General features: G+C 61.4%; 12 protein-coding genes and 1 pseudogene. 9 read left to right on the forward strand and 4 right to left on the reverse strand.

Annotated elements, in window-relative coordinates; genetic code table 11:
• Window positions 1-76 precede the first annotated feature (76 nt).
• Entirely contained in the window at window positions 77-2,464 is a 2,388-nt protein-coding gene (locus D8779_RS15480) for a heavy metal translocating P-type ATPase (protein WP_136665387.1), read from the forward strand.
• A 22-nt stretch (window positions 2,465-2,486) separates the two neighbouring features.
• On the forward strand, window positions 2,487-2,885 hold the full coding sequence (gene cueR / locus D8779_RS15485) for a Cu(I)-responsive transcriptional regulator (protein ID WP_136665388.1): 399 nt from the start codon (window positions 2,487-2,489) through the stop codon (window positions 2,883-2,885).
• 166 nt (window positions 2,886-3,051) lie between these two features.
• Here cueR and D8779_RS15490 read toward each other — a convergent pair whose 3' ends face one another.
• On the reverse strand, window positions 3,052-3,651 hold the full coding sequence (locus D8779_RS15490; RefSeq protein WP_276605890.1) for an HAD family hydrolase: 600 nt from the start codon (window positions 3,649-3,651) through the stop codon (window positions 3,052-3,054).
• Window positions 3,648-4,517 carry an acyl-CoA thioesterase II gene (gene tesB / locus D8779_RS15495; RefSeq protein WP_136665389.1) on the reverse strand — a complete coding sequence of 290 codons (870 nt, stop codon included), beginning with the start codon at window positions 4,515-4,517 and terminating at the stop codon, window positions 3,648-3,650. The genes D8779_RS15490 and tesB overlap by 4 nt, the downstream gene beginning before the upstream one ends.
• Before the next feature lie 177 nt (window positions 4,518-4,694).
• Between tesB and D8779_RS15500 the strand changes: the two genes are divergently transcribed.
• From D8779_RS15500 to D8779_RS15510, 3 genes and pseudogenes are all read left to right on the forward strand, one after another.
• Window positions 4,695-5,615 (forward strand): histone deacetylase family protein, encoded by a 921-nt coding sequence (locus D8779_RS15500; protein ID WP_136665390.1) that lies wholly within the window; start codon window positions 4,695-4,697, stop codon window positions 5,613-5,615.
• Between the two features lie 56 nt (window positions 5,616-5,671).
• Window positions 5,672-6,832 carry a class C beta-lactamase gene (gene ampC / locus D8779_RS15505; RefSeq protein ID WP_136665391.1) on the forward strand — a complete coding sequence of 387 codons (1,161 nt, stop codon included), beginning with the start codon at window positions 5,672-5,674 and terminating at the stop codon, window positions 6,830-6,832.
• A gap of 13 nt (window positions 6,833-6,845) precedes the next feature.
• A pseudogene (locus tag D8779_RS15510) lies at window positions 6,846-7,070 on the forward strand (SAM-dependent methyltransferase); the annotation flags it as partial.
• Between the two features lie 19 nt (window positions 7,071-7,089).
• Here D8779_RS15510 and D8779_RS15515 read toward each other — a convergent pair.
• Window positions 7,090-7,698, reverse strand: coding sequence for a TetR/AcrR family transcriptional regulator (locus D8779_RS15515; RefSeq protein ID WP_136665392.1), 609 nt, complete (start codon window positions 7,696-7,698; stop codon window positions 7,090-7,092).
• 140 nt (window positions 7,699-7,838) lie between these two features.
• Here D8779_RS15515 and D8779_RS15520 point away from each other — a divergent pair, with 140 nt between their 5' ends.
• From D8779_RS15520 to D8779_RS15535, 4 genes are all read left to right on the forward strand, one after another.
• Window positions 7,839-8,390 (forward strand): carboxymuconolactone decarboxylase family protein, encoded by a 552-nt coding sequence (locus D8779_RS15520; protein ID WP_136665393.1) that lies wholly within the window; start codon window positions 7,839-7,841, stop codon window positions 8,388-8,390.
• Window positions 8,391-8,460: 70 nt separating this feature from the next.
• Window positions 8,461-9,138, forward strand: a complete 678-nt coding sequence (locus D8779_RS15525) for a haloacid dehalogenase type II (RefSeq protein ID WP_136665394.1) — start codon at window positions 8,461-8,463, stop codon at window positions 9,136-9,138.
• Window positions 9,139-9,205: 67 nt separating this feature from the next.
• Complete coding sequence (locus D8779_RS15530; protein WP_136665395.1) at window positions 9,206-9,607, forward strand: DoxX family membrane protein; 402 nt, start codon at window positions 9,206-9,208, stop codon at window positions 9,605-9,607.
• A gap of 108 nt (window positions 9,608-9,715) precedes the next feature.
• Window positions 9,716-10,558 carry a DMT family transporter gene (locus D8779_RS15535; RefSeq protein ID WP_136665396.1) on the forward strand — a complete coding sequence of 281 codons (843 nt, stop codon included), beginning with the start codon at window positions 9,716-9,718 and terminating at the stop codon, window positions 10,556-10,558.
• A 13-nt stretch (window positions 10,559-10,571) separates the two neighbouring features.
• On the opposite strand, the gene D8779_RS15540 is transcribed toward D8779_RS15535, so the two are convergent.
• The gene (locus tag D8779_RS15540) at window positions 10,572-11,705 is read right to left on the reverse strand and encodes an aminotransferase class V-fold PLP-dependent enzyme (RefSeq protein WP_136665397.1); all 1,134 of its coding nucleotides are present in this window, start codon (window positions 11,703-11,705) and stop codon (window positions 10,572-10,574) included.
• Window positions 11,706-11,732 lie beyond the last annotated feature (27 nt).

Here is an 11,732-nt window from a genome sequence, read left to right on the forward strand (position 1 = left end):
CAACGCCAAAAGCAGCACTTGACCTTACCAAGGTGGAAAGGTTGATGCTGTTGCGAAATCCAATGGAGGGCGTCGCATGACCGATCTCACAACCTTTGACCTGCCGATCAACGGCATGACGTGCGCCAGTTGCGCCGGCCGGGTCGAGCATGCACTGACTAAAGTGGCCGACGTCAGCAGCGTCAGTGTCAACCTGGCCAGCGAACAGGCGCGCATCGAAGCGCCTGTCGGCAGCCTGGTGCAGCTGATTGCAGCTGTCAGCGGCGCCGGCTACCAGGTGCCAAATGAGCGCTTGGAGCTGGCCATCAGCGGCATGACCTGCGCCAGTTGCGTGGGCCGTATCGAACGCGCGCTGGCGCAACAACCTGGCGTAATGTCGGTGAGCGTCAACCTGGCCACAGAGCGCGCACACGTGCAGGTGCTCCAGGGCACTGACCCGCAGACTTTGCTGCAAGCCATCCGCCAGGCCGGTTATCAGGCCACCCCGATCAGTGAGCTACAAAATACGCCGACCAGCGCCGCCAAACAGCTACAGCGCGAGCGCTGGATGCTACTTCTGGCTGTGCTCCTGACCCTGCCACTGGTCATCCCCATGCTTGTCGACCCCTTCGGCCTGCACTGGATGCTGCCAGCCTGGGCGCAGTTTGCCCTGGCCACACCGGTGCAGTTCATCTTCGGCGCACGCTTCTACCGCGCGGCCTGGAGCGCACTGCGCAGCAAAACCGGCAACATGGATCAACTGGTGGCCATCGGCACCAGCGCTGCTTATGGCCTGAGCCTGTATCAGTGGGCCATCACGCCAAACGGTGCTATGGCGCACCTGTATTTCGAAGCCTCAGCCGTCATCATCACCCTGATATTGCTCGGCAAGTACCTGGAAAGCCGCGCCAAACGGCAAACCAGCAGCGCCATTCGCGCCTTACAGGCGTTGCGCCCCGAGCGCGCCTTGCGCCTGCAAGACGGCAGCGAACAATGGGTCGCTCTCGCCGAGTTGCAGTTGGGCGACCGCATTGTGGTTAAGCCCGGCGAGCGCTTCCCGGTCGACGGCCTGGTACAGGAAGGCCAGAGCCACGCCGACGAGGCACTGATCAGTGGTGAAAGCTTGCCTCAGCCCAAACAACCGGGAGACAGCGTAACTGCGGGGGCCATCAACGGCGAAGGCCGCTTACTGATCGAAACCACGGCCTTGGGCGCCGAAACCGTGCTGTCGAAGATTATTCGCTTGGTCGAAGACGCCCAGGCCGCCAAGGCACCGATTCAGAAGCTGGTGGATAAAGTCAGCCGGATCTTCGTTCCCAGCGTATTGCTAATCGCCCTGGCTACCCTAATTACGTGGCTGGTGCTCGGCGCAGGAATTGAAACCGCTCTGCTCAACGCCGTGGCTGTATTGGTGATTGCCTGCCCTTGCGCCCTCGGCCTGGCCACACCCACCGCGATCATGGCCGGCACTGGCGTGGCGGCACGGCATGGCATTTTGATTAAAGATGCCGAAGCGTTAGAGGTCGCCCACTCGGTCAGCCTGGTCGCCTTCGACAAGACCGGCACCCTGACCTCCGGCTCACCGCGCATCGCCCACCTGCAAGCTGTCGACGGTGATACCACACAGTTGCTGCAACTGGCAGGCGCTCTGCAGCGCGGCAGCGAACACCCGCTGGCCAAGGCGGTACTCGATCAATGCGCCGAACAGCAGCTGACCCTGGCGGAGGTGCGCGACAGCAAAGCACTGGCCGGGCGTGGCATTGCCGGGCGGATTGGCGAGCGTGAGCTGGCCCTGGGCAACAAACGCCTGCTGGAAGAGCACTGGTTGCAGAATCAAACCTTGATTGCCGAAGCATTGGCCTGGGAAGCCGAAGGCCGCACCCTGTCCTGGTTGATGGAGCTCAGCCCACAACCACAGGTACTGGGCCTGTTTGCCTTTGGCGACACCCTCAAGGACGGTGCGGTAGAAGCCATTGCCGCCTTGACTGCGCAAGGTATCGCCAGCCACCTGATCAGTGGCGACAACAAAGGCAGCGTCAACGCCGTGGCCCAGGCGCTGGGTATCAGCGCAGCACATGCTGAGGTACTGCCGGCGAACAAGGCCGCGATCATCACTGAACTGAAGAAAGAGGCGGTGGTGGCCATGGTTGGCGACGGCATCAATGATGCCCCTGCCCTGGCCGCCGCCGATGTCGGCATTGCCATGGGCAGCGGCACTGATGTGGCCATGCACGCGGCCGGCATCACCCTGATGCGTGGCGACCCGCGTTTGGTGGCCGACGCCCTGGACATCAGCAAACGCACTTACAACAAAATTCGCCAAAACCTGTTCTGGGCGTTCGCCTACAACCTAATCGGCATTCCATTGGCGGCGGCTGGCCTACTCAACCCGATGCTGGCCGGCGCTGCCATGGCGCTGTCCAGCGTCAGCGTGGTGAGCAATGCGTTGTTGTTGAAAACCTGGAAACCCAAGGACCACGAATAAGCCGCAGGGCAGGAGCACAACGATGAATATCGGCCAAGCTGCGAAAAAAACCGGCCTTAGCGCCAAGATGATCCGTTACTACGAAAGCATCGACCTACTGCCCGAGGCTGGCCGCACCGACAGCGGCTACCGCCAGTACAACGCGCAGGACCTGCATCGTCTGGCGTTTATCAAACGCTCACGCGACCTCGGTTTTTCCCTGGCCGAGGTCAACCAGCTACTGACCCTGTGGCAAGACCGCCAACGCGCCAGTGCAGATGTGAAAGCCCTGGCCGCCACCCACATCAGCGAACTGGAACGCAAGATCAGTGAACTCAGCGGCCTGCGCGACACGCTCAAGGAATTGATGGACAGCTGCCAGGGTAACGATCGCCCGGACTGCCCAATCCTCAAGGACCTGGAGTCCGGCTGCTGCCATTGAACAGCCAAACCGCAGGGTGGATGACGCCTCACCCATCCCCCATTGTGACCCGGTGGTGGATGAAAAGAGCGCCATCCACCCTACAACTGGAGTCCGGCTGCATCCATTGAAAATGGGAGGTCATTGGGTGGATGAAAAAAGCGTCAGCTACGCGCCCCGATCCACCCTACAACACCTGTTGCAATGCCCGGCAATCTACAGCGAAATGGTCGGCCAACTCCGGCCAGGGGTTTTCCGTCAGGTTGACCAACACGCTACGCGCGCCAGCGGCGCGAGCGCACTCCAGGTCAAAACGGTAATCACCGACCATCACCAGCTCGCTGGGCGCCACCTGCCAGGTCTTGGCAAAGTGCAGCAAGCCGCCCGGGTCTGGCTTGGGCGGCGCTTCATCACGGCCGATCACATCGGCTACGGCAAAGCAGTCATCCAAGCCAATCGCGCGCAAGGTGAGCAACGCCAGCGCATGTGCGTTACGGGTGAGGATACCGAGGCGGCAGCCGCGTTCGTGCAACGCGCGCACCAATTCAATCGCACCCGGTGCCGGCTGCGAGGTCAGCGCCAGCTCACGCTCATGCTCTAGCAGCCAGGCATGCTTGGCTGCTGCTACCGCCTCGGGCAGTGCAGCCAAATGGCCGAGAATGTCGTCAGCCAACGGAATATCCAGCGCCCGTTTAATTGCCTCAAAGTCGTGCACCGCCAGCGTCAGGGTGCCGTCCATATCGAACACCCAATGCCGCGCGCTGGCGAGGGCCTGCGCCCCAATCACTTCCAGTCCTCACGCACGCGGGTCAAACCCTCTTGCGCGACCGAGGCAACCAACTGGCCCTGACGATTGAAGATGCTGCCACGGGAGAAACCGCGGGCATTACCGGCCCAGGGGCTGTCCATGCTGTACAGCAGCCAGTCGTCCATGCGCAGGTTGCCGTGGAACCACAGCGAGTGGTCGAGGCTGGCGACCTGCATAAACTTCTGCCACACCGATACGCCGTGCGGCAGCATCGAGGTGGTCAGCAAATTGAAATCACTGGCATAGCCCAACAGGTACTTGTGCAGCTGCGGATCATCGGGCAGCTCGCCAGCGGCACGAAACCACACATGCTTGGCCGGCTCGCTGGGTTTCGGCGCAAAAGGGTTGCCCACCGTCACCGGGCGAATCTCGATCGGCTTGGCGCTCACCGCCCGCTCACGCATGCGCTCAGGCAAGGCGTCGACAACCAGACGCGCCAGCTCGGTTTCCGATTTCAACTCTTCCGGCCCCGGCACGTCCGGCATCGGGTTCTGGTGGTGAAAGCCTTCTTCATCGGACTGAAACGAGGCGCTACAGGTAAAAATCGGCTTACCTTTCTGGATCGCCGTGACCCGCCGCGTGCTGAAGCTGCCTCCGTCACGCACGCGTTCGACCTGATAAACCACCGGCAAGGTGGCGTCACCTGGGCGCAAAAAATAACCATGCATGGAATGCACATGGCGCGCCGGGTCCACCGTCTGGCTGGCCGCCGACACACACTGGCCCAGCACCTGGCCGCCATACAGTTGGCGAAAACCAAGATCCTGACTCACACCGCGAAACAGATTCTCTTCGATGGTTTCCAGGGTCAGCAGGGCGACCAACTCATTCAACACCTGACTCATGCATGCTCTCCTGTTAACGCTGGGGGGCGAGATGGTAAAGGCTTCGCCACGGTTTGTCGGCCCATCTGCCGGATGGATGCGGACAATAATGGCAGCATTATGGCCAACCGACAGCCAAGCTTGAGCCTGGAGTGAGCCTGCCGCCATACTTCGCGCACATCCGCACGAGCCTGCCCCATGCTGCTGCCGCTGGTTTACCACGACGAGTACAGCCCTCCCTTCCCGGCCGGGCACCGCTTTCCCATGGAAAAATTCCGCCTGCTGCGCGATCACCTGGTGGACAGTGGCCTGTGCATCGATGCCGAACTGCTGCGCCCTGAACGCTGTTCAAGCGAGGTGCTGGCCCTGGCCCACTGCCCGGCTTATATCGAACGTTTTATCAGTGGCGAACTGGCCCATGATGAGCAGCGCCGCCTCGGCTTGCCCTGGAGCGAAGCCTTGGCGCAGCGCACCATTCGCGCCGTGGGTGGTTCGCTGCTGGCGGCCGAGCAAGCCCTGCAACATGGCCTGGCCTGCCACCTGGCCGGCGGCACCCACCATGCCCACTACGATCACCCTGCAGGTTTCTGCATCTTCAATGACCTGGCGGTGATCAGTCAGTACCTGTTGCAGAGCGGTAAAGCCCAGCGCGTGCTGATCTTCGACTGCGACGTGCATCAGGGCGACGGCACCGCGCGCCTGCTGGAGAACACCCCGCAAGCGATCACTGTATCGCTGCACTGCGAAAACAATTACCCGGCGCGCAAGGCTGCCAGCGACTGGGATATACCCCTGCCCAACGGCATGGGCGATGTTGAGTATCTGCAGGTGGTGGACGACACCCTGAATTACCTGCTGGCGCTGTACCAACCCGACATCGTGCTCTACGACGCTGGCGTCGACGTGCATCAGAGCGATGCCCTCGGCTACCTCAACCTGACAGACGCTGGCATCGCCGCCCGTGACGAGGCCGTACTTAATCACTGCCTGGGCCGCGATATTGCAGTGGTCGGTGTGATTGGCGGCGGCTACGACAAGGACCGCGCAGCGCTGGCTCGCCGCCACGGCATTCTCCATCACAGTGCAGCCAAGGTATGGCGAGCACACGGGCTGGGATAAAACCGCCCGCCGTACTGTCACATCGCGCACACCACGCCCAAGGAATCTCTCACGACATGCCCAGAACATTCATTGCCCTGCCCGCCCTGCTAACCACGCTCGCATTCACCGCTGCCGCTCAAGCAGACGACACGTTGCAGTCGCTGGTGGACGCTAACGTCCGCCCGGTAATGGCGGAATACGACATCGCCGGCATGGCGGTAGCGATCACCCTGAATGGGCAAGCGCACTACTTCAATTACGGCGTGGCGCGCCTGGACGACCCGCAAGCGGTAACCAGTGACACCCTGTTTGAAATCGGTTCACTGAGCAAACCGCTCACCGCCACCCTCGCCGCACTGGCCCAGGCCACCGGCAAGCTGACCCTGATCGACAGCGCCGGCCAGCATTGGCCCGAGCTGCGCGGCAGCCCGCTGGAACACGCCAGCCTGCTCGCCCTCGGCACCTACACCGCCGGCGGGCTGCCGCTGCAATTTCCCGACAAGGTGACCGACCCGGCCAGCATGCTCGCCTATTACCGCCAGTGGCAGCCCGAGCATATCGCCGGCACTCAGCGGCGCTACTCCAACCCCAGCATCGGCCTGCTTGGCCTGCTTGCGGCCAAGAGCATGGGTCAGCCATTCCCCACGCTGATGGAAGGCACCCTGTTCCCCGCGCTCGGCATGTCGCACAGCTATATCCAGGTGCCGTCGGCGCAGATGCCGCGCTATGCCTTCGGCTACAGCAAAGACAATCAGCCACTGCGGGTGACACCGGGGATGCTCGACGCCGAAGCCTACGGGGTGAAAACCAATGCCAAAGATATGCTGCGTTTTGTCCAGGCTAACCTCAGTCCGACCGGCCTCAGCCCTGACCTGCAACGTGCCATCGTCATGACCCACAGCGGTTATTACCGCGTCGGCGAAATGACCCAGGGCCTGGGCTGGGAACGTTACCCCTACCCAATCAGCCTGGAGCGTTTGCAGGCCGGCAACGCCCCGGCCATGGCCCTGGAGTCGCAACCCGCTACCCGCCTGCTGCCACCCGAGCTTGAGCCAGGCGACAGCCTGTTCAATAAAACCGGCTCCACCGGCGGCTTCGGGGCCTATGCCGTATTTGTCCCCAGCCAGAACCTGGGCCTGGTATTACTGGCCAACAAGAACTACCCCAACGCTGCCAGGATCAAGGCCGCGCACGCCATTCTTAGCGCACTGGATCAGCATTCCTCAACACCCTGAAAGGAACACCGTCATGGATGACTCGTTTGCCCTGAATAAAGCCAACTGGAATGAGCGCGCCGCCATACATGTGGCCTCGCCGGACTACCAGACCCAGCTGTTTATCGCCTCGCCCGAACACTTATCAGAAGTGGTGCGTTTTGATCTGCCGCGCCTCGGCGACATCAACGGCCTGCGCGCGGTGCACCTGCAGTGCCATATCGGCACCGACACCCTGTCACTGGCCCGCCTGGGCGCACACACACGCTTGTGCTGGCTTAGCCTGCTGAAGGGCTAAAGCTGTCGAGCATGCTCGCCATGTCATCAGCCAGCGCGGCAATCTGCGCATCGGGCACGTCGCGGGTGGCAAAGGCGCGCAACCCCATAATCTGTGCTTGCAGCAGGCGAGCCAGGCGGGCGCAATCCACATCCGCACGCAACTCGCCATTGGCCTGCGCCTGCTGTAAAGCCTCACGCAGGCGCACCTCGATAGCAGCCAGCATGGCATCTACCTTCGCCAGCAAGGCTGCATCTTCGGCATTCACTTCGAGCAAGGTCTTGATCAGCATGCAGGCCTGCGCCGGAGCCTGTGCGTGCCCCATACAGCAGCGCGCCAGCATCTGCAGGTAGCGTTGCAAGCCCGCGACAACACTTGGCGCGCTGTCGAGTATCTCGCGGAACTCACCACCACTACGGTTGGCATAGGCGTCCAGCGCCTCGCTAAACAGGCCGCTTTTGCTGCCAAAGGTGGCGTAGAGGCTGCCAGGACGCATATCCAGCGCCTCTTCGATGTGTTTCATCGAGGAGGCGTAGTACCCCCTCGACCAAAACAACTCAACGGCCCGTTGTAGAGCCACTTGTCGATCAAAACGAGCCGTACGGGCCATCTTTAACTCTCGAAATAAATTGCAATTGAACGCTTAGCTTCAATTTGAATGATCGCTCAATTTTGACTTGATCGCCTCTCTTTATTCAATTACGGTGGCCATTCAATTATTGAACGATCACTCAAATAAAGGGTTACGTCATGAGTTCTTTCACCCTGCACGACCAGCACAGCGCCAGCGAAGCCGCCAAGCCACTGCTGGAAAAATCGCAGAAAGCCTTCGGCCGAGTACCGGGCCTGCATGCCGTAATGGCCGAGTCTCCTGAACTGCTCGATGGCTACCAGGTGCTGCACGGCCTGTTTCTCAACAGCAGCTTCGATGCCGACGAAAAGACCGTGGTGTGGCAAACCATCAACGTCGAACACGCCTGCCATTACTGCGTACCGGCCCACACCGGCATCGCCAAGCTGATGAAGGTATCGGACGAGATCAACAACGCTCTGCGCGACGAAACACCACTGCCTACGCCGAAGCTGGAAGCCCTGCGCGACTTCACCCTGGCCATGGTGCGCCAGCGCGGCGAGCTTGAAGCCAAGCAGCTAGCCGCCTTCTACGCAGCCGGTTACACCCAGCGCAATGTGCTGGAGGTCATTCTCGGCCTGAGCCAGAAGGTCATGAGCAACTACACCAACCACATTGCACAAACCCCGGTGGATAAGGTGTTTGAGGTGTATGCCTGGGAAAAGAAATAACTCGATGATAAGCCCGGCACGTGCCGGGCTCGCCTGACACGCCCTCTCTCAGTAAACAGTGGATGCTTATATGACCCGCGCAGTGGCATTTGATATCTACGGAACCCTGATCGACACCCAGGCCGTGCTTACGCGTCTGAGTGAACTGATCGGCGCTAAAGCCCCGGCGGTGTCACAGCTGTGGCGGCAGAAGCAGCTGGAATACAGCTTTCGCCGTGGCCTGATGGGGGATTACTGCGATTTCTCCGTATGCACCCGCCAAGCACTGTTATTTGCCTGCCAGCAACACCAGGTGGCCATCAGCGCGGCGGCGGTTGAGCAAGCCATGTTGGCCTATGCCGAGCTGGCGGCCTTTGCCGACGTACCCGCCGGGCTTGAGGCACTGCAGCAGCAAGGCATACCGCTGTATGCGTTCTCCAATGGCAGCCGCGCGGCCGTGCAGCAGCTACTCGAGCGTGCAGAGATTGCGCAGTATTTTGCGGCGGTGGTCAGCGTCGAGGATGTGCAGTCCTTCAAACCAGATCCCAAGGTTTACGCTCACCTGGCGCAAACCTGCGGCCTACCCGCCAGCAAGATACGCCTGGTTTCGTCGAACCCGTTCGACATCCTCGGCGCGGCTCACGCGGGTTTATCCACAGCCTGGCTACGTCGTGACCCACAGGCAATTTTTGACCCCTGGGATGTTCAACCCGATCTCACGCTCGACGACTTTAGTGACGTGGCCCGCCAGCTCGCCGCAGGCCAATAACGCAACGTCGTAACCCCCATACCTATTCCCCAGCAGCCGCCGATCGGCGAGCACTCGGAGTTAATCAATGCAACAGATCAGCTTGTTATTACTGCGTATCTCACTGGGTTGGCTGCTGGTGATCTGGGGGGCCGACAAGGTGTTCAACGTCGAGCACGGCATGGCAGTGGCCAACAAGTTCTACTTTGGCTTTCTCGCCGCTGAGAGCGCCTTGCAGGGCGCCGGCGTGCTGCAGATGCTGGTAGGGCTGGCTGTGGTGGTAGGTTTTGCACGCCGCTGGGTGTACCCGCTGCAAGTGCTGTTCAACAGCGCCTCGCTGCTGGCGGTAGCCAAATCGGTACTCGACCCCTGGGGCTGGGTGTTCAGCGGCAGCAATGCCTTGTTCTATCCGTCACTGATCATCTTCGCCGCCAGTCTGCTGCTGATTGCCTTCCGTGCAGAAGACCGCTGGGTACTGGAGCGCGCCTGAGTTTCGCCCCAGACGCATCAGTCATTTGCGACTAAAGACGCAGTCTGCGGGCCGGCAGCAGTGGCATAGCTGTGCTTAGATGGCCCGTCCTCGAACCGCGTATGACTTATGAACACTCGAACTTTACTGCTGACGGCTCTGGCCATGCTGACCTTTGCCGGCAACTCGCTGCTGTGCCGACTAGCGCTGCGCGAAACTGCAATCGATGCCGCCAGTTTCACCAGCCTGCGCCTGCTCGCGGGCGCCCTGACCCTGTGGTTACTGCTGCGCATGCGCACGGCCAGCCGTGGCAACGCCGGCAGCTGGCCAGCAGCGGCGGCACTGTTTGCCTACGCGGCCGCGTTCTCCTTTGCCTATATCAATCTGGATGCCGGCGCAGGCGCTTTGATTCTGTTCGGCGCAGTACAACTGAGCATGCTCGCCTGGGGCCTGCATCGCGGCGAGCGTCTTAACTTGATGGGGTGTAGCGGCTTACTCCTGGCGTTCGCGGGCTTGCTCGTGCTGCTCTTGCCAGGGGCCAGCAGACCGCCAGCTGGGCCCGCGTTGCTGATGATTGTGGCGGGCGTCGCCTGGACCGTTTACTCCCTGCTAGGACGCGGAGTAAAAGACCCGCTGGCGGCCACCGCCGGTAACTTTTTGCGCGCCGTGCCTATGACATTGGGGCTCAGCGCCCTGTTTATAACGCAGGCCAGCTTGGACGTGCCGGGGCTGGTCTATGCCCTGCTGTCAGGTGCACTGACTTCTGGGGTCGGTTACGCCATCTGGTACAGCGCGCTGCGTGGCCTGCAATCCTTTCAAGCGGCCTGCGTGCAGCTCAGCGTACCGATCATCGCCGCACTGGCCGGCAGCCTGCTGCTCAACGAGAGCCTAACGCTACGCCTGCTGCTTAGCGCCGCTGCGGTGCTCGGCGGTATCGCTTTGGTATTGAGCGCCCAGCAGCGGCGTATATAGCGGCGCTGGGGCGTTACCCCGCCAACACCTTATCCAGCGCCTGCTCTAGCGTCGCTACAGTGCGCTCGATATTGCTCAGCTTATCCAACCCGAACAGGCCGACACGGAAGGTCTGAAAATCCGCGGGCTCATCGCATTGCAGCGGTACCCCCGCGGCGATTTGCAAACCTAGAGCGGCAAACTTGCTGCCGTTTTTGATTTGCGCATCGTCGGTGTAGCACACCACCACCCCAGGCGCCTCGAAGCCTGGCGCGGCGACGCTGTTAAAGCCCTTGCCGGCCAGCATGGCACGCACCCGATCGCCGAGTTCCTGCTGCTGCTCACGCACCGTGGCGAAACCGAGGGTCTCAGCCTCACGCATGGCATCGCGGAAACGTGCCAGGGCATCGCTGGGCATGGTCGCGTGGTAGGCATGGCCGCCTTGCTCGTAGGCCTGCATGATTTGCAGCCATTTCTTCAGGTCGCAGGCAAAGCTGGTGCTCTGGGTGGCTTCAACGCGAGCCTGGGCCGCTTCACTGAGCATCACCAAGGCGCAGCACGGCGAGGCGCTCCAGCCTTTCTGTGGCGCACTGATCAGTACGTCAATACCGCACGCCTGCATGTCTACCCAGAGGGTGCCGGAGGCGATGCAATCGAGCACAAACAAGCCGCCAACTGCGTGCACGGCATCCGCCACGGCGCGCAGGTAGCCATCCGGCAGGATCATCCCGGAAGACGTTTCAACATGCGGAGCGAAGACCACCTGAGGCTTTTCTACAGCGATGACCGCCAACACATCAGCCAGCGCCGGCGGAGTAAACGCCGCCTGACTGCTGCTCGCCACCGGCCGGGCCTTGAGCACAATCGCTTCAGACGGTATCTGGCCCATCTCGAAAATCTGCGTCCAGCGGTAGCTGAACCAGCCATTGCGCAGCACCAGGCACTTCTGCCCGGTGGCCAGCTGGCGCGCGACCGCTTCCATACCGTAAGTCCCACTACCGGGCACAACAGCCACAGCATGGGCGTTGTAGACCTGTTTCAGGGTGCTGGAAATATCCTTCATCACGCCCTGAAACGACTGCGACATGTGATTGAGGGAGCGGTCGGTGTAGACCACCGAATATTCGATCAGACCGTCGGGGTCGATACTGGGGTAGAGGTCAGACATACAAAGCTCCAGTCAGAAAAAGGCTCA

Source organism: Pseudomonas leptonychotis, from assembly GCF_004920405.1.
Taxonomy (GTDB): Bacteria; Pseudomonadota; Gammaproteobacteria; order Pseudomonadales; family Pseudomonadaceae; genus Aquipseudomonas; species Aquipseudomonas leptonychotis.

Excerpts from the sequence above, each read along its gene's own strand:
- D8779_RS15480 (WP_136665387.1), top strand. The coding sequence starts at position 77 with ATGACCGATCTCACAACCTTTGACCTGCCGATCAACGGCATGACGTGC.
- cueR (WP_136665388.1), top strand. The coding sequence starts at position 2,487 with ATGAATATCGGCCAAGCTGCGAAAAAAACCGGCCTTAGCGCCAAGATG.
- tesB (WP_136665389.1), bottom strand. The coding sequence starts at position 4,517 with ATGAGTCAGGTGTTGAATGAGTTGGTCGCCCTGCTGACCCTGGAAACC.
- D8779_RS15500 (WP_136665390.1), top strand. The coding sequence starts at position 4,695 with ATGCTGCTGCCGCTGGTTTACCACGACGAGTACAGCCCTCCCTTCCCG.
- ampC (WP_136665391.1), top strand. The coding sequence starts at position 5,672 with ATGCCCAGAACATTCATTGCCCTGCCCGCCCTGCTAACCACGCTCGCA.
- D8779_RS15515 (WP_136665392.1), bottom strand. The coding sequence starts at position 7,698 with ATGGCCCGTACGGCTCGTTTTGATCGACAAGTGGCTCTACAACGGGCC.
- D8779_RS15520 (WP_136665393.1), top strand. The coding sequence starts at position 7,839 with ATGAGTTCTTTCACCCTGCACGACCAGCACAGCGCCAGCGAAGCCGCC.
- D8779_RS15525 (WP_136665394.1), top strand. The coding sequence starts at position 8,461 with ATGACCCGCGCAGTGGCATTTGATATCTACGGAACCCTGATCGACACC.
- D8779_RS15530 (WP_136665395.1), top strand. The coding sequence starts at position 9,206 with ATGCAACAGATCAGCTTGTTATTACTGCGTATCTCACTGGGTTGGCTG.
- D8779_RS15535 (WP_136665396.1), top strand. The coding sequence starts at position 9,716 with ATGAACACTCGAACTTTACTGCTGACGGCTCTGGCCATGCTGACCTTT.
- D8779_RS15540 (WP_136665397.1), bottom strand. The coding sequence starts at position 11,705 with ATGTCTGACCTCTACCCCAGTATCGACCCCGACGGTCTGATCGAATAT.